Consider the following 26,243-nt stretch of genomic DNA (forward strand, 5'->3'; position numbering starts at 1 on the left):
ATCTCAGGCGGCGGTAAGAATTTTAAAGGCGAAGACCGCCCACATGGTGAAAAGCGCGACGCAGCCAAGAGCGTACGCGCGGAAACGCCAGTCGACGTTATTGCTCGTGGTGTGGACGTAAGCATGGAGGAGCCGGGAGACGACAAAGATCCATACCAGGATGAGCAGCAAAATATCGCCGACGCGCGTGATCAGGATGAAGCCGATCAGCACGAAGAACAGCATGGGCAGCTCAAACTGATTGTTGAAGCTGTTGGCGAACTGCTTGGCGCGCGCCGGATAGTTCGTGTTGTCGAGGGCGACGTCTTCGAGCTTGATTTCGCCGCTCGTCAGGCTGCGCGAGCGATGCACTCCCATAAACGCCATGAGTACGAAAATCAGAAAGACCTCGACGAAAACCGGCAACAGAAAATCAGTGACCGTCATGACGTGGCCCTCGCGGCTTGGCGCAAACTGTGCAGTCTCATTAGACTACCGGCCAACGCCCGGATAGTTCGGACTTTCGCGCGTGATCATGACGCCGTGGGCGTGGCTTTCTTGGATACCGGCAGGAGAAACGCGAACGAACTTGGCGCGCTTCTGAAGCTCGGGAATGGTCTTGGCTCCAAGGTAGCCCATGCCGGCACGAAGGCCGCCGACAAGCTGGTGAACGACGGCTTCCATCGGTCCCTTGTAAGGGACTTGGCCTTCGATGCCTTCGGGCACGAGCTTCAGCGTATCGCGGACCTCAGCCTGGAAATAGCGATCGGCCGAGCCGCGCGCCATAGCACCGACCGAGCCCATGCCGCGATACGACTTGTAGGTCCGCCCTTGGTAAAGGTAGGTCTCGCCCGGGGCTTCATCGGTTCCCGCCAGCAGCGAGCCGATCATCACGCAGGACGCGCCCGCTGCGATGGCCTTGGCGATATCGCCGGAAAAGCGGATGCCGCCGTCGGCAATAACCGGCACGCCGTGGCGCGCGGCTTCCCTGGCACATTCCATCACAGCAGTGAGCTGAGGAACGCCGACGCCAGCCACGATGCGAGTCGTGCAAATCGAGCCCGGACCGATGCCGACCTTCACGGCGTCGGCGCCAGCGTCGATCAGGGCTTTCGTGGCATCCGCCGTCGCGACGTTGCCAGCCATGACCTGAACGCTATTCGACTGCCGCTTGATGCGGTCGACGGCGGCGATCACCTTGGCGGAATGGCCGTGCGCGGTGTCGACGACGATGACGTCGCAGCCCGCGCTAATGAGGCGCTCGGTGCGCTCGAAACCGTCTTCGCCGACTGTCGTCGCGGCGGCGACACGGAGGCGGCCTTGGGCATCTTTCGAAGCGTTGGGATGCTTCGCGGCCTTCTCGATGTCCTTGACGGTGATGAGGCCGATGCAGTTGCCATTGTCGTCGACGACGATCAGCTTCTCGATGCGGTTCTGGTGCAGGAGCTTCTTGGCGTCGCTCGGCGAAACATTGCGCTTTACCGTTACCAGATTATCCCTGGTCATCAGTTCGGCGACGGGCTGGTCGAGATTCGTTGCAAACCGCACGTCGCGGTTCGTCAGAATGCCGACGAGCTTACCCTTCCCGGCGCTGCCGTCCGGAGCTTCCTTACCGCCCTCGACGACCGGAACGCCGGTGACGCCCTTTTCGGACATTAGCTGCAGGGCTTCGCGCAGCGACTTTCGGGGCGCGATGGTCACGGGATCGAGAACGATGCCGCTCTCGTAGCGTTTGACCTGGGCGACGTGGCGAGCCTGCTCGTCGATCGTCAGGTTACGATGGAGAACGCCGATACCGCCCTCTTGGGCCATCGCGATGGCGAGCCGCGCCTCGGTGACCGTATCCATCGCGGACGACAGAAGCGGGATATTCAGCCTTATGCCTTTGGTGAGCTGAGCCGAGACATCCGTCTGCCCCGGCATAACGTCGGACGGCCCCGGCACCAGCAAAACGTCATCAAAGGTAAGTGCGATCGCCGAATCGAGCGCCGATAGGCTCGAAGTCATGCCGACTTCTCCAGATTTTGGGGGGCGACACGTTCTGGCCCCCTGGGGCGGAACATTGTCGCGGGGTCTATAGCACCAAGGTTCCGTCCTTGGAAGCGTCCCGTACCGCGTCAAATGGGGATGACCGTAACCATTTCAAACAGGCCATAAAATAGGTGCCGTTCGTCATCGCGATGTCGCGGAAACCTGCCAAACACGCGCCACGGGGTTCATAGCCCCCATTGGATTTGCTTCCGAGTCGAGGCCGTCGGCAGGCGCGTTAAGCGTTTTTCCTGCCTTCGGCGTAAAGGGAGGCAGCCCAGCGCTCGTCCGCCCAGGACCAGAAGCCCGAGAGCCTCATTCTGCCTCCGGCACCTCAATCCGCTCCCCTTTGCCGCGAAATCCCGTCGCCAGCACGTAGAGTTCCGAGCTTTCGGCACGGCTCGCCGGCGGCTTAACGTGGCGCACCGTCCTGAAATCGCGTTTCAGCATGTCGAGCAGATCGCGCTCGGTGCCCCCCTGGAGCACCTTGCACAGAAAGACGCCGCCCGGCTCCAGTACGTCGGCCGCGAAGGCCGCCGCCGTTTCCGCGAGGCCCATGATGCGTATGTGATCGGTCTTGGCGTGGCCGACGGTCGGGGCTGCCATGTCCGAGAGCACGACATCGGCACGGCCGTCGCGAAGACGCGATTTCAGCAGGTCCTCGGCGCCGGGATCGGTGAAATCCATTTCGATGATGTCGACGCCGGGGATCGGCTCGAACGCCAGATAATCGATGGCGACGACCTGCCCCTTGCCGTCCGTCGCCTTCACGCGCTCGGCCGCTTCCTGCGACCAGCCGCCGGGCGCCGCGCCGAGGTCGATGATGCGTTGGCCCGATTTCAGGAAATGATAGCGGGCATCCATCTCGCGCAGCTTGAATGCCGCGCGCGACCGCAATCCTTCCCGCTTCGATGCCGCGACGTATGGGTCGTTCAATTGGCGCTCAAGCCAGCGCGCCGATGAGACCGAGCGCTTACGCGCGGTTTTGACAGTGGTGCGGAGCTGCCGTTGGCCGCCGCTCAAGCTCGAACGACCGCCGCCCGTCTTCTTGCCGCCAGCACCGCCATTGTTTCCTTTACTCGTCACGATTTTTGAGCACCCTTCGCGCGCTTTCCACGTCCGCGGCGGCGACGTCCCGCCCGCCAGACTCCATCTTCCATCATCAGGCGCATCAAAATGCCTTCGCGCAAGCCACGGTCCGCGACGCGTAGCCGGTCGGCTGGCCAAAGCTTCAGAATGGCATCGAGAATGGCGCAACCGGCGAGCACGAGATCAGCTCTTTCGCGACCGATGCACGGCTGATTCACGCGTTCGTCGTAGGTCTGCGAGAGCAGCTCCGACGTGACGTCGTCGATTTCGCCGGAACCAAGCCAGATGCCGTCAACGCGCTTTCGATCATAGCGGTCCAGCCCGAGCATGACGCCCGCGATCGTCGTGACCGTGCCGGACGTTCCGAGGAAATGCACGGGCTTTCCGGCTGTGCGCTCGCGAAAGTTATGCTTGGCTTCGAACGGCAGAAGAAGCTTCGTCACGGCATCGACCATGGCGGCGAAGCTTTCCTTCGTCACATCTCGGCCGCCGAAGCGTTCGGCCAGCGTCACGACACCGACCGGCAGCGATTCCCAGGCGACGATGGCGTCGTCGACGTCAGAGCGCCCGGTCAGAACGTCCTGTCGGCCTCCAAGTCGCGTCATGTCGAGCCAGATGATCTCGGACGAGCCGCCGCCGATGTCGAATACGAGAACGTAATCGGTGTTCGGATCGATGAGCGTCGCGCAGCCTGCGACCGCGAGATGCGCCTCGATCTCGGGCGTCAGAATCTCGATGTCGAGATCGAATCTGTTTTTGACGTTGGCGACGAACGCGGGGCCATTGCTGGCGACGCGGCACGCTTGCGTCGCGACGAGACGCGTCCTCTTGACGTTGTGGCGCTGCAATTTGCCGGCGCAGATTTTGAGCGCGTCCATCGTGCGATTCATCGCGAGTTCGGAGAGGTAGCCCGTTTGGCTGACGCCTTCTCCGAGACGGATGATGCGCGAGAAGGCATCGACGACTCGGAAACCGCGGCGCGACGGCCGCGCCAGAAGCAGGCGGCAATTGTTGGTGCCAAGATCAAGCGCGCCGTAAATCTGCTCGCTCCCGGGCGGTCTCGCTCCCAGTGAGAATGGCGCATCATCGTTGGGCTCAGTTCCCCAAGCCGTCGACTGACCGCCCGTCGGCGTAGTCGCCGTCCGGCTTAACGAGCGTTCCCAGACCTTGCCGTTGCTATGAAGGGCTTGATGATGATGATCGCCGTCGTCCGGCAGAAGCCCATCAAAGGCAGCGGAATCGGCGATTTCGTCTTCAGATTTATCGGGGAGCCCTGCTGCGTCGGACGCATCAGGGCCTGATTTCTCAGGCGTCAACGTTTCTCTCCAGGACCTGGTACACGAGCGGAATGCCGCAAACCGCTGTGCTCATCAGGCCATTAATCTGGACCTCGGTTGGGGTGAAGTGTATCAGGTCGGGCTGGCCCGTAAAGCTCCCGCGGATTGCTTAACGCGGCGTGGAGCGCCAACACCCAGCGTTTCCGAACGGCCACTTGGTATGCCGAGCCCAAATCGATCGATGTTTTCGGCGCTTGCGTTCATCGCGCTGACGCGTGTTGTCTCGCCCAGTGTTGCAGATGACGTTGAAAACGCGGGCATCGCGGCGCGGCTCAAGGCGGCTTATCCCGAGTACGTTGCCGGCGTCGAGGGCGATAGCCTGACATTCAAAGACGGAACACGGCTCCCGCTCGGCGACGGGAAGCCAAAGCCGTTTGAATCGTGGCTCGCGCATCCCGACGTGAGAGACATGTTTCGTTATCTCTATTCGCGAGGCGCGGCGGCGCTGCCACCCAGTCGAAATTTCGATCCCGGGCGGGCGCGCAACGAAGACTTCTTCACGAAGGTCTACGGCGATTGCCGAAAGCCGGGATTCGCGGCGTCGCTGACAAAGATCCGGTGGCTTCCGAAAAAATCGGGCCAGCAGATCACCGTATCGCGAAGAAACGGCGTCACCGAACATTTGCAGGCAGTAAGCGACGAACTTGATGCGCTTCCCAAGACGTTCGACGTCTATCTCATTCCGTCCGCCGGGGGCTTCCTGTGCCGGACCATCGCCGGAACGGCGCAGCGCTCAGGGCACGGCTACGGCATTGCGATCGATATCGCGACGAAGCACTCGCATTATTGGCGATGGGCCAAAGGCGGACCGAGCGATAGCCCCGCGTATCACAACGAGATCCCGCCCGAGATCGTCGATATTTTCGAGAAGCACGGTTTCATCTGGGGCGGGCGCTGGTATCACTACGATACGATGCACTTCGAATATCGCCCCGAGCTTATCGGCGTGGGCAAATAGCCTCCGGATTGAGCGCGGCGTGATCGCGGCCCGTCGCCGTTTGGGTGGACTGGGTTGCACGGTCAAGTTCCGGCTGCGTCGGCTTTTTTGCGTAGATAAGCCCTGGCGCCGATGCCGACCTTGCAGTCAATCGGCGCGGCTGCTATGACGCCCGCTCTCGGCCGCCGATTGGCTGCCGGATCCCGGCCTTGGGGGATCGTCTAATGGTAGGACTGCAGACTCTGACTCTGCCTGTCTAGGTTCGAATCCTAGTCCCCCAGCCAAAAAACATCACAAATTCAGATGATTACCTAATTTGCGTCCTAACGCGAGTACCAACGGACAGCTCTAGAGCCGTCCCAACGGCTGTTGAATCGATTTATACGTGCTGTATCTGCGAGCTAATCTGCACTAGACCGCTCCGATCTTTTGTCTGCAGGCCTAAAGCCTAACGCACCGCCGGCCGTCGGATAATTCTCAAGAGCTCCAAATTTGGACGCCGGCACTTGTCAGCGAAACTCCAGCACAAGCAATCGAAGTCTCACCGTCGTTACGTCGGCTGTTCTATCGAACAGCGGATGCAGAGCGGATGCGTCGCGAACGTCGCTAAGGGCCGCTAGTGGACGTCTGGAAAAATCGCTGCTCGTTCATCGGCGAGATTTGCAGACCGTTGCAACCAATACGCCTCTCTCTGAATTTCGGTTTCGCTTCCCCATTGGTTCTACTAAGTACGTGTCCGCGACGGACGAGCAAGGTGCCTATATCGGGCTGCTTGATGTCGCCGCCGTGCATAGCGAGAATGCAACGAATATCGAATGCGTGATCGGAGACCTGAAAGCGGATCTGATACATACGAGCAACTGGATTACAGCACCAACTCGTTTCGATCAGCTGGTGCAGCTATTTGAGAATCAGGAAACAGAATTACTTGTGGTCGTTGATGACGAAGTGAGAAAACGACCTGTGGGATATATTACGGAAGCATTCGCCCTTCGCCGGTATCGGCAGGAGCTTGAATCGCGGCAACGGGAGATCTTTGGAAGCTCGTAAGCGGCGCATCGCACACCCGGTCGACGGCCGTAAAAAACCCCGGACTTCTTGACGAAGCCGGGGCGAAGTTTGGGTCTGTAACGCCGACGATATAGGAACGCGGCGCTTCTCGCATAGCCATCGCGATGCCTTCCGTATTTCTACGGAGCCTTGACTTAGAATGAGAGCCGGCTCGTGACGATCCAGTTAGTGTCGTACGTCGGCGTAAGGACGGGCGAAGACGTCTTCGGCGTTACCGCGAACTGATAGCCGAGACCCACTATCAGATTGCTGTCGTCGCAAAGCTTGAACCTGCCCAGAACCAAGCCCGGTGTGAGGAACACCTGATCTTTGCCGCTGCGTTCACCATCGGCCCAGTGCGTATAGTTCACCTCGAATTCCGGCCAGAAGTACTGGCCCAGATGATACTGAAACGCGATGTTGCTCACGATTGAGGTGCCGATCTCGCTTTCGTGCTCGAGCGGAATGGGTACGCCGACAGTCGCCTGAATGTCGAAATCACCCCAGCCCTTGCCCGCAGCAAGCGTCGGAGTGACGACCCACGCGTCTTGGGTGAAGGGAACGTCGCCCGTTGGTGCTTGCACGCCCATAAAGGCCGTGACGATGTAGTCGCCGTTTTCCCTGCTGGCGCTGATCAGACGCTGCTTGATCGTCAGCGCCGGCCAGTCGCCCCAACCGGAGGCCTGCTTGACATGTGAGCGCTCTTCATACGCCGGGAGATTGATCAGGACCTCGTTCGTCATCGTGGGTATAAATTCGAAGCCCTTCCCCCCACCATAAACGTCGAGATGCGCGCCATTACTCATCTGCTCGAAAAACTGATCGGAACGAAACTCCTGTTCGAGTCGGGGAGTCACGGTCGCGATCGGGGTCATCCAGTCGGGTTGCGAAGCCTTTGCCGCTTTCGCGATAGTGCGCCATCGCTGCCAAAAATTCTGGGCGGCATCTGAGGAGCTTTCAGATATCGTTCCACCGAGATAGTTCGGCGCTGGAAGGGCGACATCTGGAATCACAGAACTCGAATTGGTCGACCCGACATCTATATCGGCCGCGATTGCTGAGGACACCTGCAGAACTCCTGCAGCAAACAGCCATATAGTCTTGCCATGGATTGCCATTGCCGATCCCCCGAAGATATTTCCCCTCCGCTATATCGCATTCGAACTGTCTCCGTCGCCTCGGGAATTGCACATCCGTGATACCGGCTCGGTAGTCGTACGTATCTACCAACGGCGATTGTCGGGGTGCAGGACCTGGGATATCGGGGAGCAATTTCGATCTTTGGCGGGTCAGCTTAGCGGCGCCGCAGAGACCGCCTCGATGGACAAATCGGGAGGGACTTCGATGCGAATGCAAACGTTCAGCAGAGTCTCGATTATGGCGATCGCTTCGTTTTCGCTTTCGAATATCGATGCGTCATTCGCCGCAAGTGCCGACCTCTGCGCCGATGCGCAGACACCGAGCGAGCATATCCTTGCCTGCAGTGCGGTGATCGAAGAAAACTCGAGAACTTCGCCTGATCTAGAAGTCGCCTACGTCAATCGCGGGCTAGCCTATTTCGAGACAAACGATCTTGCTCGAGCCATTGCTGATTTCAATAGCGCAATCGCGATTTTTCCCCAAGACGCAAATGCCTATCAGGCGCGAGCGATTGCTCACGCCGCGCAAGCCGACTACGCGCATGCGGTCGCTGACAATCGCAGAGCAATCCAGATCGATCCACTTGCTACGCGCGCGTACAACAATCTTGCCAACGAGCTGAAAGCGCAAGGCAAGACTGAAGAAGCATTGGCGAACTACGATCGCGCGATCGAATTGTCACCGAACGAGCCAAAGCTCTACTTCAATCGCGGTAAAGCGCAGAAGGCGCTTGGGCGGTTATACGACGCGATCCAGGACTACGATCACGCTATTGCCCTCGATGGCACATTCCTCAGCGCTTTTATCGCGCGCGGGAACGCATATGCTGCATCGGGCAAGCTTCAAAGCGCGGAAGCGGACTACAATCATGTTCTCGCGATCGATCCGATGAACAATGCTGCGATCGTGAACAAGCTGACGCTCGACCGACTCGGTCCAACGGCGGCACGCTCGGAAATCCCACCGGTCAGCACTTCTTCACGATGATGCGTCTCTAAGCTAAGTGACCGTCAATGGTCGTGTAGATGTTCGAAAGCTGCCAGCACGGCCGGATGCGGATGGGGCACTGGCAAATCGGGATCAAACATCTCCCAGCCGCCACCGAGAGCCTTGTAGACGGCGATGAAAGTGACCGCAGCATTGGTCCTAGCCTGCACGTACTGCAGCTCCAGCTCGTCCTCCTGGCGTTCAGCGTCCAGCACGTAGAGGGAGTCGGTCACGCCGCGATCGTAGCGCTCGGTTGAAAGATCGACGGCGCTTTTGCTCTCCTTGACGGCTTCGGCTAACGACTCGAGGGTCGCCATGGCTGCACTGTAACGTGATAGCGCGACATTGGCCTCTTCGACGCTGGAAAGGACGACGCGCTTATAGTTGAGGAACTGCTCGTTCGCCTGCAGTTGCTGTATCTGCACGAGTGAATCGAGCGTTCCGAAATCGAGTAAAGGCCAGTAAAGTGACGGACCAACGGAATAGATTCCTTTCGTCACGATGGGTACTACACCGATCCCTTGACCCTGAAGCCCACCCCCAGCGGTGATCTCGACGCGTGGAAACAGGTCCGCGACCGCTATTCCGACCCTCGCCGTTTCAACGGCGAGCAGACGTTCCGCAGCGCGGACATCAGGCCGCCGCCGGATGATGTCGACGGGCAGGCCGGTTGTCAGGCGCTCTGGTGTCCTCGGGATGTTTCTGGAGATGGCGAGTTCCTGGCAAATACCGCCGGAGTATGTCGCAAGAAGCACGGCAATTCGTGCGCATCCTGCATATTGATCGGCGGAAAGCGGTGCAAGTTCAGCCTTGAGAGTAGCCAGCTGGCGGGAAGCGAGTTTGAAATCGAGCTCGTTGGTCAGGCCACGTTCGAAGCGCGTTTTCATAAGGTCGAATGTTTTCTGCGCGCGCGCCACATTTTCTTTCGACGCCTTGATCCTGGCCTGGATGCCGCGCGTTTCGACATACGCCCGCGCAACTTCCGCAACGACGGAGACGAGGACAGCGCGGCGCTGCTCAACGGCCACGTCTGTGGAATACTGCGCCGCTTCATACGCGCGCCGGTTCCTGCCAAAGAAGTCGAGTTCCCATGCGGCGTCGAAACCCGCGACGTGCGTTATTTCCTTGAGTCCTGTTGTATTCGTCCCGGCATTGAGAGGCCCAGCCACACGCCCTTTCGTTGAATTGGTCCCTGTTCCTCTGCCCGCTGCAGCGTTTGCCTCGACGGTGGGCAAACCAAGCCCGCGAACCGCTACCTCGTTAGCGCGTGCGGCCAGGATATGGTCGCTCGCTATCTCGATATCGGGATTAGCGACAATCGCACGGTCGATGAGAGACTCAAGTTCCGGATCTTTGAGCAGCTGCCACCATTTCAGGATAGCGGGCGATTCGGACTGTGTGAGCGACACCGGGCTACTGCCCGTCGCACCGGTGATGCTCCCGGTTGAAAAGGTTGAGGGAGCGCCGATGCTCGGAATGAAATAGTCCGGACCAACTGCACAACCCGATAGCCCCCCGGCCAGGATTGTCAGAAAAAATTTCAGTCCCCCCCGTGAGTGCATCAGCTTTGGGCTCCGGAACTGTCGTTATTGATCGCGACACGGTCGCCGTCCGAAATCTGGCCGTTGATATTGAGCGCTACGCGATCGCCGATATCAATGCCGGACGCGAGTTCCACTTTTTCCCCGTCGTCGCTGGCGATGGCAACGTTTTTAAATTTGATCTTGCCGTCTTCGACGACCGCGACCTGCGGACCCTTTCCACGGAACAGAATCGCAGCCGCCGGGACTTCCACGCTCGGCGACTGCGCGACTTGAAAGTTCGTGCGAACGTACATCCCCGGCGATAAGGCGTAATTGGCATTGGGCAGAACGACTTCGACCAGCATTGTGCGGGCACGAGGATCGACGGCACCTGTGGTCCGGACGATCTTGCCTTCGTAAGAGCGCCCCGAGCCCCCATCCGTTGTGACTTCAACCGTCGATCCGATCGACAGATTGCCTGCGACGTTTTGAGGAACCCGCACAAAAATTCGAATCTTGTCGGTCTGCTGAATGACGAAGAGCGGCGAAGTGTTGGCCGAGCTTCCAGCAGTCACGAGATCGCCGGGATCGACCCGGCGTTCAGTTATGATTCCATTGAACGGCGCTGTGACATTCTTGAACTGTGTCAACGTCATCAGTCCATCGACCTTTGCTTGATCAACGGCAACCTGCGCTGTCGCGGCATTGAGCTTGGCAATGCTGCTGTCGTTGGCCGCCTTCTTCTCTTCTCGTTCCTGGTCAGAGACAACGCCCTTTGGCGAATCGCGCCAACGATCATAGCTGCTTCGTGCAAAATCGGCATCAGCCTGCCGGACCTTCGCCTCAGCCTTCGCGGCTTCTAACTCGGCGCGAGCGGCCACGAGCTGCGAGTCAAGGTCGGGCGTATCGATCGTTGCGAGCAATTGTCCTTTTTTTACCTTGTCGCCGATGTCGACTTTCCACTCCGCGAGGTAGCCGTTGACACGAGAATAAAGCGTCGTCCGGTACCAAGCTGCTGTATCGCCGGGAAGAAAGAGAGACCTGAACGTCTGCCCGGCCTTAGCCGTAGCGACATCGACCAGCGGAAGCATCGCGACCGCTTTTCTGGTGTCTTGCTCCAGTGCATCAGATTCTCGCGCCTTGATGCGAGTTACCTCGACGAATGCTGCCGCAAGTCCGAAGCCGATCACAATCGCGATGACCGTTATCCACCGACCGGTCGACCTCGGATAGGCTTCGTCCGCAGCTTCGCGAAGTGACTGCTGCGATCGGACATCATCCGTCGCCAGGGGATCGGCTTCTTGCTTGATGACTTTCTTAAGCATGGGCAAGGGGCAGGCTCCCGTGTTCAGTTGGCAAAGATTGGTTGCGACGCAGAAGTCGATACATCGTTGGAACAAATATGAGCGTTGCTACAGTCGCGAGTAGAAGACCGCCGATGACCGCGCGAGCGAGAGGCGCGTTCTGCTCGCCACCTTCCCCGACGCCCAATGCCATTGGGATCATTCCGAGGACCATCGCGCCAGCGGTCATGAGCACGGGCCTCAAGCGCGTGTACCCCGCCTCGATTGCGGCGTGCATCGGGTCGACGCCGCTTTCCGCTTGCTGATTGGCGAACGTTAGTACGAGAATGCCATTCGCCGTCGTCAGGCCGATACACATAAGGCTGCCCATCAGCGCGGGGACACTGACGTGGGTTCCAGTCGTGAAAAGCATCCATACGATGCCCGCTAGTGCGAATGGCACGGCCATCAGAATGATGATCGGGTCGACCCAGCTTTGGAAATTGATTACGAGAAGCAGGAAGACGAGAACGACCGCCAGCCCCATTCCACCGAACAAACCTGCGAAGCTCTCGCGCATCGTTTCAATCTGTCCGCTGAGTCGAACCTTAATGCCGCTCGACACATCCGGGCGATCCTTATTCAGCACTTCGTCGATGGCATCCGCAGCCGAGGCAAGGTCGCGGCCCTGTACATCGGCGTCGACGTCGAAGACGGGCGCAATATTTAACTGGGATACGACCATCGGCACCTTTGTCCGGCCGAACCTCGCAACGTTCATCAGAAGCTGAGATTGATGGCCATCCGGCCCGGTAATCGGCAGCGTCCAAAGGTCTTTCGTGGAATTCACCCGGTAAGTCGGCGTTTGGACGACGAGCGGATAGCTGACGTTGTTTTTCGGATTGAGCCAGAAGTTTGGGGAAACCTGAGCGCTGGAGTTGAGCGTGACGAGCACATCATTTGCAAGCTCACGCTGATCGAGATCGAGTTCTCTCGCCTTCGTTCGGTCGACGTCGACTTTGATCGCCGGTGCGTCGGGCACTTGGAAGACGTGGGAATCAGCGATCCCGGGCACCGATCTCAAGTCGTGCGAAATTTTTGCCGCTAATGCGTAGGCTTTCTCAGCATCTCTCCCGGAAACGCGGATGTCGATCGGCGCGGGTTGTCCAAAGTTCAACACCTGGTTGACTATGTCAGCCGGTTGGAAAAAGAACTGAAGTTCCGGAAAAAGGCGCGGCAGCTGGCGGCGAAGTTCGGCAACGTGTGCCGGGGTCGATGTATGCTTCTCCTTGAGCGAGATGAGGATCTCTCCGTCCATAGGACCGACAGTCGCCGTATCACTCAACGCAATGTTAATGCCGCTGTACGGAAGCCCGATGTTGTCGAGGATGACGTCGATCTGATCGTTACCAACGATCTGGCGGATCGTTTTTTCCACCTCACCGAAATACTTCTGAGTGTCTTCGATCCGGGTCCCCGGTGGCGCGCGGACGTGCAAACGCATCTGCCCGGCATCAATCTGTGGGAAGAAATCCATCCCAAGATTTCTGATGGGAAGCACCGTCGCGCCAAGCAGAAGAGCAAAGAATATTGACGTGGGGAAAGGGTGATTGACACACCAGGATAAGGTATTGCGATACTTCTCGCGAAAGCCGCTGAAGCCGTGTTCGAACCCGCGATGGATTGCACTGAATGGATTCAACCGAGAGGGTTGGGGTTTCACTTCATGGGAGCCGGCGTGATTGCCTACTTGCGACTGCATCAGATATTTGAAGAGAACCGGGACTAGCGTGAAAGACAGCAACAAGCTCGCGAAGAGAGACAGGATCACCGAAAGTGATAAGGGCGAGAATAGATACTTCGCCGTACCCGAAAGCAGGAAAACTGGCACGAACACGACGCTGATCGACAGGGTCGAAAGGAACGTCGGAATTCCTACCTCCGATGTGCCGTTGAGGATCGCTTCTTCGAGTTCCTCTCCTAGTCCGACATGGCGCTCGATGTTCTCGATCACCACCGTCGCATTGTCGACGAGAATGCCGACCGCGAGCGCGAAGCCGCCGAGGGTCATGGTATTCAACGTCTGCCCCGCGACGTAGAGCATCAACAATGCGGTGATGATCGACAACGGGATCGAAGCCAGAATGATGATCGTCAGTCGCCAGTTACCGAGAAACAGCAGGATCATCAGTGCGGTCAGCCCGGCGGCCATCAAGCCACCCATGACGACGCTGTTGAGCGCGGCCTTCACAAAGATAGACTGATCGAAAATCGCCTTTATCGATACGCCCGCCGGCATCATGCGCCTCAGGCCTGGAAGCGCGTCCTTTACGCCGTTGATTACGTCGAGCGTCGATGAGCCACCCGTCTTGCGGACAAGCATGAGCGCGCCAGGCGAGCCGTTCTGGCTCACCGAGTTCGTCTGCACCTGGCTACCGTCGTGGACATGAGCCACATCGCGCACGAAGATCGTCTTGCCGTCGATCTGTTTCAGAGGGAAGTCGGAGATCGCCGCAATCGCGTCTGGGGTGTTGTTCATGGCCACGGGATAGTCGGTCGCGCCGACCTTCACGTCTCCCGATGGAACGATGATATTCTGCTTTGCGAGTGCTTCAGACACGTCGGCGGGCGTCAATCCTCTCGCCTGCAACGCATTCGGATCAAGATCCAACATGATGACGCGGATTTTGCCGCCGTAGGGATAGGGAACTTGCGCGCCGTGCACGACCGCGAGATTGGGCCGCAACACCTGCTGACCGAGATCCGTCAGCCGCGCATCAGGCAAATAGCGGCTCGCCAGACTGAGCTGGATGACGGATACGTCCGTCGCACTGTACCGGACGATAAGCGGCGGCGTGATGTTGCGCGGCATGCTCTTCAGCACGGTCTGCGCGCAACTCGACAACTGCGTGATGGCCCGGCTTACGTCTGCTCCTTCGTGGAGATAGACCTTGATCACGCCAACGCCGGTATAGCTGTTTGCCTCTATCCGATCGATATCATCGACGAGCGACGCCATCTGACGCTCGTGCTTGATGAGGATGCGATCCTGCATCTCCTCGGCACTCATACCGCTGTACGTCCAGACGACGCTGACGACCGGAATGTTGATCTCGGGAAAGATGTCCGTCGGCATACGCGCGACGGCCCCAAAGCCCAATAGGCATACGAGGATGATCATTGCCGCAACGGAATGCGGGTGGGAAAGAGAAAACCGTGGCAGCGACATCCGTTACGTCTTCCTTTAGCAACCACGCCCGCTGCTTTCAGCTTGGCTGATCAAGAGCGTCAAACCGGTGCATTCGAGGCGTGCGATTGCGTGCGCGCAGCGACGCGCCTTATCACCCCCGCAAATCCCTCGGTTCATTACACCGATGTCATGTTCCATCGTGCCGCGCCAAGACGCATGGCGCAGCGATTCCGATAATCAGCCAAATGGGGGAAGGTTAAAGTCCGTGCGTGAGCTTGCGGATGAGGCCTTCGGTGGCTAATCCTCCGGTCGCATACGGAGTGGCAGAACGCTAGGCAGTGGTGGAAAAGACGATGTCACAAGTGGTCGTGAGCGAAAGAACACATGTCAACCGTATGGGCAGAATGCAAGCAGCGCCGATCGTTTTGATCGGACCCACCTACATCGTAGCCTACGTGCTGCTCGATTGGCTGAGCATCATCTCATCGACTCCTTCATTCGGAATTGTGCCGTGGAGCCCTGAAACAGGCTTGCTGTTCGCTGCTTTCCTCATCTTCGGGCGGCAACTCTGGCTCTACGTTCTGGTGGCGCTTGCGGTGTCAAACCTGCTCCTGCGCAGCGAACTCCCCCCGTCGGTTCAAATCCTTTCGCCAATCATCGTGGGCGGGGGCTACGCGCTTGCTCTCAACTGGCTTCAGCAGTCGCGCTGGCAACTGGATATCAAACTCGCGTCATTCCGCGACATCCTAGTCCTGGAGGGAATTGCCATCGCCAGCGCAACATTCGTCGCGATGGCATCTGTCGCCAGCCTAACTGCTGCTGGCATGATCTCTCCGAGCGAAATTCCTTACAATATTTTCAGATACGCCCTCGGGGATCTCATCGGCGTATCCATCGTCACGCCGTTCCTGCTCATCCTTGCCAACGTGGGCGGGCTGCCGAGGATCACTTTCGAGGCTGCTATGCAGGGCCTTGCCATCTTGGCGGCGCTTGTCTTTGCATTCGGCTTTACAAGCCTGCCTCACTTCCGGCTGTTCAATCTAATGTTCTTTCCCATCATTTGGATCGCGTTGAGACATGGTCTGAAGGGTGCTGCATTAGGACTGGTTGTGACGGAAGTGGGCCTCGTGGTCGCACTTTTAATCCTGGGTCCACAGCTTTCAGGCATAACCACCTACCAATCACTGATGTTGGTCTTAGCGTTTACTGGGCTCGCCATCGGCGGTCTCGTCACCGACCGGCGCCGGTTCGAACAGGAACTACGGCTGAATCAAGAATCGGTCTCGCAGATCTTTAGGTTGGGAAGCGCAGGAGAAGTCACAACGGCAATCGCGCACGAAATCAACCAGCCTCTAACAGCGATTTCGAACTACACCCGCTTGGTTCAAGAATATCTCGTGAGCGGACTAGGAGACAAGAAAGTAGCTATCGAAGCCGCGTCCAAAGTCGCGAGCCAAGTGGAACGCACGGCGGAAGTCGTTCGCAATCTGCGTGATTTCATTCGCCTCGGGCGCAGGCAGATCGGTGAAGAGAGCCCACATCTGCTGATACGCGAAGTTTTGGATCTGCTCGAGCCAAACCTTCAGCGCGCTGGCGCGTCGGTGAAAGTTGCCATCGCGCGGGATATACGCAACGCGGCCGTCGACCGCCTGCAAATCGAGCAGGTTCTCATGAACATCATATCGAATGCCGTCGAAGCGATGATCGACAATGATTCCTCGCGTGAGCGATTGATCAATATCGGTGCCAGAAATATCATCGGAAACCGCATCGAAATCGACGTGGCCGACAGCGGTCCTGGATTTCCTCCGGACTTCGACCTGCGAAAGAGCGGTATTCGGACATCGAGTAAGAAAGACGGCCTCGGCGTGGGTCTATCGCTCAGCCGGACGATCATCGAGGGACACGGAGGGGAACTTCTCCTGAGCAGCAACGATAAAGGCGCTCTAGTGCGCATCAGGCTGAAATCAATCCCGAGAGGAGCAGAACAATGACATTGGCATCGGCGGTTGCGATAATTGACGATGATGAACCTGTTCGAGATTCTCTCTCGCTCATGCTCAGCAATCACGGCTTTGGAGTTTGCTCCTTCTCCACGGCTGAGCAGTTTCTTTCACGCCTTCAGGGTGGCGAGCTGCCATCATGCATTGTCTGCGACATTCGAATGCCAGGCATGTCTGGTCTGGAATTGCAAAACGAACTTGCGCGAAGATGGCCGACGGTTCCTCTGCTGCTGATAACCGGGCACGGCGATGTCCCGATGGCGGTTACCGCATTAAAGGCGGGCGCCCGCGATTTCATAGAAAAGCCATTCTCGCCGGACCGCCTGATTGCCAGCATCACTTCGGTGATCGATGAGACCGAGAACAAGCGCAGCCGGCATACTGAGGCTGCTCGACTCATAACGCGGGTCAATGAACTTTCTGAACGCCAGCGCCAAGTCATGGATCTTGCCGTTAAAGGCCTATCCAACAAAGAGATCGCGCTCGCACTTAAAATCAGTCCCCGGACTGTCGAAACCTATCGGGCGTGGGTGATGGAAAAAACCGGCGCCCGCAATATCGCCGATCTGGTGAGGATTGCCGTACGCGTTGAGGAAGCGTTCCTTTCTGCAGCTTCAGAAAGGCCGGAAGAACATTCGTCCAAGCACTGACGGACGACGCAGCGGCGGTTTTCACGCCAACGCCATGCGCTTGACGCCATGTTACGACCTAAATTTACACCGAGCCGGCCTGCCCTTTGTCTGAGCAGGCCCTACGTTGTCCTGCACAATTCAGTTATAACTGGAGCAGTATGTGTATGTTTCGATGTTGGCCCTGTTCCAGCGGCAAAACTCCTCAGGCGTCATGTCGCTGGATCGCACTGTATGGTGCGTGATGTGTGAGTGCTCTGCATTTGCGATGTGCTCAGCGACTTGCCTCTGACAATAACGGGTGGCAATCCAACTGCCATTGACGAGTTCAAAATCGCCATCGCATCGTGCGTGAGCGCTCGCGGCCGTCGCAATGCCCAAGGCGAGAAGTGAAGCGGAAGCGGCGAAGAAGATTTTATACATCGCAGAGTTTCCTGTGCGGAGTTGATCTGATCGATGCCGACTCTTTTCAACTGCGGGGATGCAGCTCGCGTCCGCGCATTTGAATTGCATCGTCGAGCAAGCTAGTCCCGATGCTCTTGGCGCGATATTCCGTCCGGTACCTTGGGTTGGGTGCCCGACGCGACGACACATGGGGAAAAATACTGTGGCTCAACGCCGGAGGTTGATTGCCATGGCACGCGCTACGATCACTATAGTTCCGCACATGAGAAAAAGGCGCTGCGGGAACAGCGCCTGAAGCGAAGCGATCTGATGTCGATCCGCAAGGGTTGGATGGCGGCATGCTTGCGAGGTAGCATGCCGCTATACCCAAACCTCGGTGTGCGTTCTAAAAGCGGAAGCGTGCGCCGAATGCCGGATTCCACGTGCTCGTGTAGGTGAACCCGCTGGACAAGCCATCATCCGCTTGCGAGTACGAGACGCCTGCGTAAACGTCGAGGCGCTTTGTCCACTGATAGTCTAGCGACGCACCGACCCAATCAAATGAGCCACCACAATTTCCGCTTGCGGCGGTCCCGGATTTGCCGTTGCAGGTGGAAGCTGTCGTGCTCGTTCCGGAGTTGGTCACGAACGTGTTCTGGTCGTAATGGTACCAAGCGGCTGCCGCTGTCAGCTTGGGGCTGATCGCCCACTTGCCGCCAAACCAGAACAGATCGAACTGCTTGTCCGTGAGGTACTTGTTGTAGTTCACGTCGCCGCCAAACAGCTGATAGCCGCCGATGGTCGTCAGGCTGTCGAGCGAGCTATCCGGATTGGAGAAGTTGATGTGCTCGTAGCCGCCCATTGCCGTCACGTTGTCGAAGCCGAAGTGGCTGAAATTATACTTGGCCATAATCGACCAAGCGTCGTTGTCAGAAACCGTCGCACTAAGAACGTCGAGACGCTGACATGCAGCAATGCTCGTCGCGAGAGCCGCGCAGTCGCCTGCCGAAAGATTGCTTGCCGCTATGGCGTCATTAAAGTGGGCATAGACGCCATCGATTGATAGCCCCTTGAGCGGTCCGGGAAGATCAACCCCGATATTGCCGGAATAGGCGTCCCCTCCCTGTTCCATGCCCTCGAACCGATACATGCCAGCCACTCGGAAGATGCCGATCGTGTTCGCATAGCGGATGGAGTTGTTCCAGCGCGCGTCCTCGGTCGCGCCACCGCCGCCGCCTACCGTGCCGGAAAACGCGAAGAGCGAGAAGGCGTAGGATCCCGCTTCGGGGTCGTAGGCACCAAGAGCATCATTGAGGAGGGAGTTGTGTCGGCCGTAGGTCAGCTGACCGAGCTCGGAGTTCTTGACGCCGCCGTAGAGCGCCCCGTTGAAAATTTGGCCGCAACGGCTGCCATCGAGATTTGCAGTCTGATCGAGCGGGACGGCGCCCAGCCCGTTGTTCATGCGCAGCGTTTTACACACATCGGCGATATCGCCCCACGCGGGATCGAAACCAATCTGGGCATCCGAGATCAACGACCATCCGGTAAGGGATTCGGCGCCGAGGAGATCGGAAAGCTTCTCGTTCGTCTTGATGCCTACGAACGACTGGCTCATGGCGTTGTTGGTGCCGTTGAACTGCGAGCCACCGCTGATCTTAGAAATCTGATACAGCGATCCCTGGTAAAGCGTCCCGGTGGGCGACGCTCCGTGCGAGTTGTAAACCGCGCTATAGTCGACAGTGCCGTAGACGGTAATCCCCGCGACTGTGATCGAACCCGGCGCCGCGCCATCGAAGAAATTCGCGATTAGCGGAGCTGGTGCGCTTGCGGCGCTGTAAGCGTTGTAGCCACTGTAGGTACTCGGACCCCCAAGGTCAGCCGCGTTCGCTGAAGCGGTCAAACCGGCAATTGCCACGGCAGATAAAAGAACAGAAAGCTTCACTTGATACCCCCTATTGCAGCATTTCGTACTCCTTCCGGTGTTGCAGTCGTTGTTTGACAAAGGGTCGAACTTCGGCCTCGTGACGAAACCATCCGTAGAAATACGGAGGAGCAAGAATGAGCCGGTTTTGTTGAATTCCAGCACTCGCGCGAGTTGCCGAACAGCATCTGCTCGAACCAAATCGATTTTTGCGCCGAACACCATCAACGAAATCAGGGCAGCCCAGGCGCGATTGTAGGCGCGACCAGACAGTGGTACTCGCTGGCCGAGGTAGGGAAGAAAAGGTCGTGACAGCTGCGGATTGGCTTGCCGCTTTCCCAGGCTTGAAAAAGCGCGATCCGGAAATAGCAAAGCCTCTACGAGACAAGTAAGGTGGCACGGCTTCCGACGTGCACTTGTATTTTCGGACCGGGGCAAGAACCAAAGTCCTATTTATTGCTTCGTGAAGGAACGGTTCGCGTTCAGCAGGTATCGGAGAACGGCCGGGAGATCGTGCTCTACCGCGTATTCGCCGGGGAGAGCTGCGCGCTGACGACGGCTTGCCTCATAGGATACGAAGAATACCAAGCCGAGGGCATCGCAGAAACGGACGTCGAAGCCGTCGCTATACCTCGGTCAACCTTCGATGAACTAAGCTTTCAGAAAATTCGTCTCCACTGCGTCCAGCGGACAAATCGTTCACCTCCGACTGTATAAACGGACTGATCAATGCGATCACGAGTGGCTGACGCCCGTGTCCAGAATGTCAGCTATCTCTGCGATGCAGTCATCGCGTGGAAGCGAACGCATTCATCGCTAGTGTCTGCATCGGGTCAAAATCGACGGCGGCACACTACACACGTTCCTATGCTTTAGGCCCGGAAGCAGACGTTGGATTTTGGCTGGAAGGTTTCGCAATCACTGTTTCGGCCGGATAAGTCGGATGGCAACGGACAAAGTGAAATGGGATTTGCACCGTTGGGACTCCTGTCGATCCGGAGCCCGCATTGGGACGATGCCTCAGCCAGCAAGTTATTGATATAAATGGATTTTATTTATGAAACCCAAGCCTCTGACTCTGCCTGTCTAGGTTCGAATCCTAGTCCCCCAGCCAAAAAAATGCAATAATTTCAAAGGCTTATATGTTAATTATAGCCCTTTGCTTACCGCTACGCTGCTTGGCAGCGGAGGAGCAGCGAGCTGCAATATTAGCCAGCGGACGTTCGATGCGACGTCGCGACCGGTTCGATCCGAGATTTTTTGACATCGAAATACCGGATCTCGACTTGGATTTCACTTGAAACCGCATTCGCGTTTTCGAAACGGCGCAGGGGAGTTCGAGGAGGCTGTGGCTCTGATCCGGTGGAGCTCAGTTCCGGCTCTGTCTGCAGGAGGTGATCCGGCCGATGATGATCTACGCCGACCGAAGCGCTCCCGGTATTGAAGCACTACCGGTCGTAGCCGACGATATCCCGCAGATATTCTTTCCCGTGCTTGTCACACCAAATTAAGCCCAACACATACGCGGTTTCGAAAATCTGTCGTCCCTGCTCAATTTCTCTTTCCGTCAGAGCGGCGGCGGGAACCGCCTTCGCTTCATCCATCACGCGCTGAAGTTAGGCTTCGAGGTTGATGCCGTCCGTGACCTGCGGAACCTGACGGAACAGCCACAGCGTTCCTGCACCAAGGGGCGCATCATCAGCATCGCTTGTGCAAGCGAGCATTGAAGACCGCTATTGTATCTTTCAAGAATCCTTGTATTATTTAATATATGAACAGTAAAGACGCCGTCACCTGCCTTGCCGCCCTCGCGCATGACCAGCGCCTCGCTATCTTTCGCCTGCTGGTGAAGGAGGGCCCTTCTGGTTTGCCTGCGGGGGAGATCGCCGAAGCCGTTGGCGCAACTCCGACCGGCGCTTCATTTCACCTCAAGGAACTGGACCGGGCCGGGCTTATCCACGCCACGCGCGTCGGACGGTACATCCGCTATGCCGTGCATTTCGACGGCATGCGGCAACTGCTGAGCTTCCTCACCGAGGATTGCTGTCGGGGCCAGCCGGAGCTTTGCGGTTCGACAATCAAAAAAGTGCGCAAGCTGTGTAAGGGAGACGCCAAATGAACCGGCCCTACAATGTCCTCTTTCTCTGCACCCACAATTCCGCTCGCAGCATCATCGCCGAGGCCATCATCAACCGCGTCGGTGCCGGCAAATTTAAAGGCTACAGCGCGGGCAGCATGCCGAGCGGAAAGATCCAGCCCCAAGCCATCGCTCTGCTTAAGAAGCTTAACTACGACACCAGTACGATGCGATCGAAATCTTGGGAGGAGTTCACCGCGCCCGGCGCACCGGACCTCGATTTCGTGTTCACCGTTTGCGACAACGCCGCCAACGAAGTCTGCCCGATCTGGCCCGGCCAACCAATGACCGCGCATTGGGGACTTCCCGATCCGTCGGAGGGTCAGGGCAATGAAGTGGAGCGGGCTCTGGCGTTTGCCGACACCTACCGTATGCTCAACAACCGCATCGGCATCTTCACCAGCCTGCCGCTCGCATCGCTGGATCAGCTCAGTCTGAAGAAGCAGTTGGACGACATCGGCCGGTCCAAGACCGACATCACCCGCGAGAAAGCCTAACCGGTGGCGCGCTATTCAGTTGTCCAGCGCATCGTGGCTGAGTTCCTCGGCACGGCGCTGCTGCTCGCGACCGTCATCGGCTCCGGTATCATGGGCGCCAAGCTCTCGGCCGGAAACGATGCGTTGGCGCTGCTGGGGAACACCTTGTCCACCGGCGCCATCCTCGTCGTGTCGATCACGATGTTCGGGCCAGTTTCCGATGCACATTTCAATCCCGCCGTTTCAGGCGTGTTTTGGCTGCGCGGGGAGATGACCACACGACACACAGTCTTCTACGTGCTGGCTCAGGTCTGTGGGGGCCTCCTCGGCGTCGCCGCCGCACACGCGATGTTCGAACTGCCGCTGGGGCAGCTAGCGACCAAGATGAGGACGGGCACGGGGCAATGGTTCGCCGAAGGCGTTGCCACCTTCGGCTTGCTGCTCACCATTCTCGGCACGTTGCAGGCAAGACCCAAGGCAGTGGCCGTCAACGTCGGGCTTTATATCACCGCCGCCTATTGGTTCACCGCGTCGACCTCGTTCGCCAATCCCGCGGTCACCATCGCCCGTGCCTTCTCGGATACCTTCGCAGGCATCCGCTTGACAGACGTGGGGCCTTTTATCGTCGCGCAGCTGGCTGGCGCGCTGCTCGCCATGTGGGTGGCGGGCTGGCTGTTTCAGCCCTCGGTTCAAACAACAGCTGTGCCAGCGGAGTAAGCCATGACCATTACGATCTACCACAACCCCGCCTGCGGCACGTCGCGGAACACGCTGGCGATGATCCGCCAAAGCGGCGAGGAACCCGAGGTCATCGAATACCTCAAGACGCCGCCCGCGCGCGCAACGCTGGAGGACCTGATGAAGCGCATGGGCATCGGGCCTCGCGAACTTCTCCGCCAGAAGGGCACACCCTACGCGGAGCTTGACCTGGGCAATCCCAAGTGGAGCGATGACCAGCTGATCGACTTCATGATGGCGCACCCCATCCTCATGAACCGCCCCGTCGTGGTGACGCCGCTGGGTGTGAAGCTGTGCCGACCGTCTGAGGCGGTGCTCGACATCCTCGCCAACGCCGACATTGGCGCCTTCGCCAAGGAAGACGGCGAAGTGGTGCCGGCAAGGAAGAACGCCCGATGAGCAAGAACGGCACCAGCGACCTTCGCAACGTCGAGCACGACCACCTGCACATCCCGGCCGGCGACAAGCTGGCCGCGACAGCAGTCCATAAGCCGCGCATCCTTCTGCTTTACGGGTCTTTGCGCGCGCGATCGTTCAGCCGCTTCCTCACGATGGAAGCCGCGCGGCTGCTCGAGCACTTCGGCGCCGAAACCAAGATCTATGACCCGCACGGCTTGCCGCTGCCAGACGATGCGCCGGACACCCATCCCAAGGTGCAAGAGCTTCGTAATCTCGCCATTTGGTCCGAGGGCCAGGTGTGGTGCTCACCGGAACGGCACGGCGCGATGAGCGGCGTGATGAAGTCGCAAATCGATTGGATACCACTCTCCGCCGGCGCCATCCGCCCCACCCAGGGCAAGACGCTTGCGGTGATGCAGGTCAGTGGCGGCTCGCAGTCCTTCAACGCCGTGAACCAGATGCGCGTGCTCGGGCGCTGGATGCGGATGATCACAATCCCCAACCAGTCGTCGGTGGCGAAGGCGTTCCAGGAATTCGATGCGGACGGCCGGATGAAACCCTCCGCTTATTACGACCGAGTGGTCGACGTGATGGAGGAGCTGGTGAAGTTCACGCTGCTCACCCGCGACCGCGCAGACTACCTCGTGGACCGCTACAGCGAGCGCAAGGAAAGCGCCGAGGAGCTGTCGCGGCGTGTGAATCTGCCTTCTGCGGCCCAATCCGACAGCGACGATCGATGATCCGCGGATCGGGAGGATTTCCGACAAGTCACCGTGGGTAAAACGCAAGAAACGCCAATAGCGAAGCGCGACCTACGTTCCACGAATAGGACAGCATCGCAAAACCGCCAAAGATGAAGACGTTGCTCAGTATATGAAAGGTATCGATGGGCGGGTCACCATTGAGGCCTAGGAGCGTGTGGATCAGATGGCCATTGTCGTGTGCGAGAAAATCCACACCCGGATAATGAGCGGCGAGCCAGCCCCACAAGGGGAAGACACCGAGTGGGAAGCCCTACATTTCCACGAACAGCGCGACGATGAGGTCAGAAAATGCGCCGAATGATCGTCTACATTTGTTCGGCGTGAGACGGAGACAAAGGCCAACGACCGACGTGTTCCATAGAAATGTGTGGCCCACGGCGCATAGCGACCGCCGTCGAACGCTATGAATTCAAGAAAGCCAAGAGGTCGGCGTTGATCGTCTCGGCCTCTGTCGTCGGCATGCCGTGCGGGAAACCCTTGTAAGACTTGAAAGTGCTGTTCTTCAACAATTTGGCCGACAGCGGACCGGCAGCAACGTACGGCACGATCTGATCGTCCTCGCTGTGCATAACGAGCACCGGCACGGTGATCTTCTTCAGGTCGTCGGTGAAATCGGTCTGCGAGAAGGCGACGATGCCGTCGTAGTGCGCTTTGGCGCCGCCCATCATGCTCTGCCGCCACCAGTTCGCGATGGTCGCCTCGGCGGGTTTGCCGGTCTTGTTGTAGTTATAGAAAGGTCCCGAGGCGACGTCGCGGTAGAACTGCGAACGGTTGGCCGCGAGCGCGACCTGGAAATCGTCGAACACCTTCTTGGGCAGCCCGTTCGGATTGGCCGGCGTCTGCACCATCAGCGGCGGCACTGCGCTGATGATCGCAGCCTTGGACACGCGGCTCTCTCCGTGGCGCGCGATGTAATGCACCACTTCGCCGCCGCCGGTCGAATGGCCGATGTGGATGGCATCCTTGAGATCGAGATGCGCGACAACGGCGGCGAGATCGTCGGCGTAATGATCCATATCGTGGCCGTCCGCGACTTGTGTGGAACGGCCGTGCCCGCGCCGGTCATGGGCGACGACGCGATAGCCTTTATTTAGGAAGAACAACAACTGCGCGTCCCAGTCGTCGGCCGAGAGCGGCCAGCCGTGGCTGAAGACGATGGGCTGACCGGTTCCCCAGTCCTTGTAGAAAATTTCCACGCCGTCTTTGGTTTTGACGATGGGCATGTGACGCGTTCCTCGGCAGTCGCACTCTAGTGTACGTCTGGATATCGCCCCTCAACCTCTTTCATTTTGAGCGCGACCTGCGTCGGCGTTAGAATGCCTTTGCGGAAAAGAATGTTGGCAAAGGCGACGATCCATCGCTCGTAATAGCTGAGCTTTCCGATCATTTCCGTTCCGAGCGCCTCGACCCCGCAACGCTTCTCTTCCGTGTTGATGATCTTGTGAAAGTCGAGAACGTCGGCAAGCGCGTGGCAGCGCTTCTCCCAAGGTTCCAACTCGTGGTCGACGCGTTTGATCGAATCGGCCGGCAGACCGCCAATGTCGTTGGGGAGGCGCTTCACCAATTCGGAGCTATCGGTCATTCTGCGGCACTCCGGATTTCGAGCTTGGGTTCGACGACGCCGATCATAGTGTCGCGGGTGACGAGGCCCGCAAGTTCCTCTTCAGTGAATGTCTCCGTGCCCTTGGGCCGCTTCGGTAGCACGAGGTAACGCACGATAGCGGTGGAATCGCTGACGCGAACCTCGACGTCATCTGAAATGCTGGTGCCGAACTCGGCAAGCACCTTTCTGGGCTCCGAGACTGCACGCGCCCGATAGGGTTTGAGCTTGTACCAATCGGGTGGGAGGCCGAGCACCGGGCGCGGATAGCAGGAGCAGAGCGTGCAAACGATGAGGTTATGAACCTTGTCGGTGTTCTCGAGCACAATGAGTTCTGTGTCGTCGTAGAAGGTGATGCCGAATTCTTCTTCACAAGCCGTCCGGCCATTGGCGAGGAGGCGCTTCCGAAAGTCGGGATCGGCCCAGGCCCGGGCGACGACCTTGGCGCCGAGGGCGGGCGTACGGGAATCGAGGACCTCGATCTGCCGCCGGATCTCGTCGGCGCCAAAGAGTTTCTGCTCGATCAGCAGCTCCCGGACAGCCGTCTCCAGCATATCGTAGTAGCTCGGCTTTTCGGCTTGGCTTATCTCAGCGTGAGGATGGTCGTGCTCATCATGATCGTCGTGGTCGTGGTTCGCGTGTGGCATGA

General features: G+C 58.4%; 25 protein-coding genes and 1 tRNA gene. 13 read left to right on the plus strand and 13 right to left on the minus strand.

Features of this window, described 5'->3' with window-relative positions; translation table 11 throughout:
• Nucleotides 1-3: 3 nt before the first annotated feature.
• The 4 genes from WC811_RS07920 to WC811_RS07935 all read right to left on the minus strand — a co-directional run bounded on the left by WC811_RS07920 (nucleotide 4) and on the right by WC811_RS07935 (nucleotide 4,412).
• Nucleotides 4-426: an MAPEG family protein gene (locus WC811_RS07920; RefSeq protein ID WP_372642768.1), complete on the minus strand. Its 423-nt coding sequence runs from the start codon at nucleotides 424-426 to the stop codon at nucleotides 4-6.
• 45 nt (nucleotides 427-471) lie between these two features.
• Entirely contained in the window at nucleotides 472-1,986 is a 1,515-nt protein-coding gene (guaB, locus tag WC811_RS07925) for an IMP dehydrogenase (protein WP_372642771.1), read from the minus strand.
• A gap of 336 nt (nucleotides 1,987-2,322) precedes the next feature.
• On the minus strand, nucleotides 2,323-3,093 hold the full coding sequence (locus WC811_RS07930; RefSeq protein ID WP_372642773.1) for an RlmE family RNA methyltransferase: 771 nt from the start codon (nucleotides 3,091-3,093) through the stop codon (nucleotides 2,323-2,325).
• Nucleotides 3,090-4,412 (minus strand): Ppx/GppA phosphatase family protein, encoded by a 1,323-nt coding sequence (locus tag WC811_RS07935; RefSeq protein WP_372642776.1) that lies wholly within the window; start codon nucleotides 4,410-4,412, stop codon nucleotides 3,090-3,092. The genes WC811_RS07930 and WC811_RS07935 overlap by 4 nt, the downstream gene beginning before the upstream one ends.
• 202 nt (nucleotides 4,413-4,614) lie before the next feature.
• On the opposite strand from WC811_RS07935, the gene WC811_RS07940 reads away from it, so the two are divergent.
• From WC811_RS07940 to WC811_RS07950, 3 genes are all read left to right on the plus strand, one after another.
• Nucleotides 4,615-5,391 carry a M15 family metallopeptidase gene (locus WC811_RS07940; protein ID WP_372642780.1) on the plus strand — a complete coding sequence of 259 codons (777 nt, stop codon included), beginning with the start codon at nucleotides 4,615-4,617 and terminating at the stop codon, nucleotides 5,389-5,391.
• Nucleotides 5,392-5,580: 189 nt separating this feature from the next.
• A tRNA-Gln gene (locus tag WC811_RS07945) sits at nucleotides 5,581-5,654 on the plus strand.
• 376 nt (nucleotides 5,655-6,030) lie between these two features.
• The gene (locus tag WC811_RS07950) at nucleotides 6,031-6,420 is read left to right on the plus strand and encodes a hypothetical protein (RefSeq protein WP_372642782.1); all 390 of its coding nucleotides are present in this window, start codon (nucleotides 6,031-6,033) and stop codon (nucleotides 6,418-6,420) included.
• 155 nt (nucleotides 6,421-6,575) lie between these two features.
• Here WC811_RS07950 and WC811_RS07955 read toward each other — a convergent pair whose 3' ends face one another.
• Entirely contained in the window at nucleotides 6,576-7,487 is a 912-nt protein-coding gene (locus WC811_RS07955; RefSeq protein WP_372642784.1) for a hypothetical protein, read from the minus strand.
• A 277-nt stretch (nucleotides 7,488-7,764) separates the two neighbouring features.
• Here WC811_RS07955 and WC811_RS07960 point away from each other — a divergent pair, with 277 nt between their 5' ends.
• The gene (locus WC811_RS07960) at nucleotides 7,765-8,547 is read left to right on the plus strand and encodes a tetratricopeptide repeat protein (protein ID WP_372642786.1); all 783 of its coding nucleotides are present in this window, start codon (nucleotides 7,765-7,767) and stop codon (nucleotides 8,545-8,547) included.
• A gap of 23 nt (nucleotides 8,548-8,570) precedes the next feature.
• Here the strand turns inward: WC811_RS07960 and WC811_RS07965 are convergent, their stop codons facing one another.
• The 3 genes from WC811_RS07965 to WC811_RS07975 are packed head-to-tail and all read right to left on the minus strand — an operon-like array spanning nucleotide 8,571 to nucleotide 14,582.
• Entirely contained in the window at nucleotides 8,571-10,109 is a 1,539-nt protein-coding gene (locus tag WC811_RS07965) for an efflux transporter outer membrane subunit (protein WP_372642788.1), read from the minus strand.
• Nucleotides 10,109-11,395: an efflux RND transporter periplasmic adaptor subunit gene (locus tag WC811_RS07970; protein WP_372642790.1), complete on the minus strand. Its 1,287-nt coding sequence runs from the start codon at nucleotides 11,393-11,395 to the stop codon at nucleotides 10,109-10,111. Before WC811_RS07970 ends, WC811_RS07965 begins: the two co-directional genes overlap by 1 nt.
• Nucleotides 11,388-14,582, minus strand: a complete 3,195-nt coding sequence (locus WC811_RS07975; RefSeq protein WP_372642792.1) for an efflux RND transporter permease subunit — start codon at nucleotides 14,580-14,582, stop codon at nucleotides 11,388-11,390. Before WC811_RS07975 ends, WC811_RS07970 begins: the two co-directional genes overlap by 8 nt.
• Nucleotides 14,583-14,896: 314 nt before the next feature.
• On the opposite strand from WC811_RS07975, the gene WC811_RS07980 reads away from it, so the two are divergent.
• A complete protein-coding gene (locus WC811_RS07980; protein ID WP_372642794.1) occupies nucleotides 14,897-16,537 on the plus strand; it encodes an MASE1 domain-containing protein in 1,641 nt (546 codons plus the stop codon).
• Nucleotides 16,534-17,196, plus strand: coding sequence for a response regulator transcription factor (locus WC811_RS07985; RefSeq protein WP_372642797.1), 663 nt, complete (start codon nucleotides 16,534-16,536; stop codon nucleotides 17,194-17,196). Before WC811_RS07980 ends, WC811_RS07985 begins: the two co-directional genes overlap by 4 nt.
• Nucleotides 17,197-17,965: 769 nt before the next feature.
• Here WC811_RS07985 and WC811_RS07990 read toward each other — a convergent pair.
• The gene (locus tag WC811_RS07990; protein ID WP_372642799.1) at nucleotides 17,966-19,501 is read right to left on the minus strand and encodes a porin; all 1,536 of its coding nucleotides are present in this window, start codon (nucleotides 19,499-19,501) and stop codon (nucleotides 17,966-17,968) included.
• Between the two features lie 372 nt (nucleotides 19,502-19,873).
• Between WC811_RS07990 and WC811_RS07995 the strand changes: the two genes are divergently transcribed.
• Entirely contained in the window at nucleotides 19,874-20,197 is a 324-nt protein-coding gene (locus tag WC811_RS07995; protein ID WP_372642801.1) for a Crp/Fnr family transcriptional regulator, read from the plus strand.
• 731 nt (nucleotides 20,198-20,928) lie between these two features.
• Here WC811_RS07995 and WC811_RS08000 read toward each other — a convergent pair.
• Entirely contained in the window at nucleotides 20,929-21,084 is a 156-nt protein-coding gene (locus tag WC811_RS08000) for a hypothetical protein (RefSeq protein ID WP_372642804.1), read from the minus strand.
• A 6-nt stretch (nucleotides 21,085-21,090) separates the two neighbouring features.
• On the opposite strand from WC811_RS08000, the gene WC811_RS08005 reads away from it, so the two are divergent.
• Genes WC811_RS08005 through arsH form a run of 6 tightly spaced genes read left to right on the plus strand, consistent with a single transcriptional unit; the run spans nucleotide 21,091 to nucleotide 23,970 of the window.
• A complete protein-coding gene (locus tag WC811_RS08005) occupies nucleotides 21,091-21,207 on the plus strand; it encodes a hypothetical protein (protein ID WP_372643703.1) in 117 nt (38 codons plus the stop codon).
• A gap of 44 nt (nucleotides 21,208-21,251) precedes the next feature.
• Complete coding sequence (locus WC811_RS08010) at nucleotides 21,252-21,599, plus strand: ArsR/SmtB family transcription factor (protein WP_372642807.1); 348 nt, start codon at nucleotides 21,252-21,254, stop codon at nucleotides 21,597-21,599.
• Nucleotides 21,596-22,114, plus strand: coding sequence for an arsenate reductase ArsC (locus tag WC811_RS08015; RefSeq protein WP_372642810.1), 519 nt, complete (start codon nucleotides 21,596-21,598; stop codon nucleotides 22,112-22,114). The genes WC811_RS08010 and WC811_RS08015 overlap by 4 nt, the downstream gene beginning before the upstream one ends.
• 3 nt (nucleotides 22,115-22,117) lie before the next feature.
• Nucleotides 22,118-22,810, plus strand: coding sequence for an aquaporin (locus WC811_RS08020; RefSeq protein ID WP_372642812.1), 693 nt, complete (start codon nucleotides 22,118-22,120; stop codon nucleotides 22,808-22,810).
• 3 nt (nucleotides 22,811-22,813) lie between these two features.
• Nucleotides 22,814-23,230, plus strand: a complete 417-nt coding sequence (gene arsC / locus WC811_RS08025; RefSeq protein WP_372642814.1) for an arsenate reductase (glutaredoxin) — start codon at nucleotides 22,814-22,816, stop codon at nucleotides 23,228-23,230.
• Nucleotides 23,227-23,970 carry an arsenical resistance protein ArsH gene (gene arsH / locus WC811_RS08030; RefSeq protein ID WP_372642817.1) on the plus strand — a complete coding sequence of 248 codons (744 nt, stop codon included), beginning with the start codon at nucleotides 23,227-23,229 and terminating at the stop codon, nucleotides 23,968-23,970. Before arsC ends, arsH begins: the two co-directional genes overlap by 4 nt.
• Before the next feature lie 425 nt (nucleotides 23,971-24,395).
• On the opposite strand, the gene WC811_RS08035 is transcribed toward arsH, so the two are convergent.
• The 3 genes from WC811_RS08035 to WC811_RS08045 are packed head-to-tail and all read right to left on the minus strand — an operon-like array spanning nucleotide 24,396 to nucleotide 26,241.
• Nucleotides 24,396-25,217 (minus strand): alpha/beta fold hydrolase, encoded by an 822-nt coding sequence (locus WC811_RS08035; RefSeq protein ID WP_372642819.1) that lies wholly within the window; start codon nucleotides 25,215-25,217, stop codon nucleotides 24,396-24,398.
• Nucleotides 25,218-25,243: 26 nt separating this feature from the next.
• Nucleotides 25,244-25,576 (minus strand): nitrile hydratase, encoded by a 333-nt coding sequence (locus WC811_RS08040; RefSeq protein ID WP_372642822.1) that lies wholly within the window; start codon nucleotides 25,574-25,576, stop codon nucleotides 25,244-25,246.
• Nucleotides 25,573-26,241, minus strand: coding sequence for a nitrile hydratase subunit alpha (locus WC811_RS08045; RefSeq protein ID WP_372642825.1), 669 nt, complete (start codon nucleotides 26,239-26,241; stop codon nucleotides 25,573-25,575). The genes WC811_RS08040 and WC811_RS08045 overlap by 4 nt, the downstream gene beginning before the upstream one ends.
• Between the last annotated feature and the right edge of the window lie 2 nt (nucleotides 26,242-26,243).

Origin of the sequence: Hyphomicrobium sp. (assembly GCF_041659645.1) — a bacterium.
Taxonomy (GTDB): domain Bacteria; phylum Pseudomonadota; class Alphaproteobacteria; order Rhizobiales; family Hyphomicrobiaceae; genus Hyphomicrobium_B.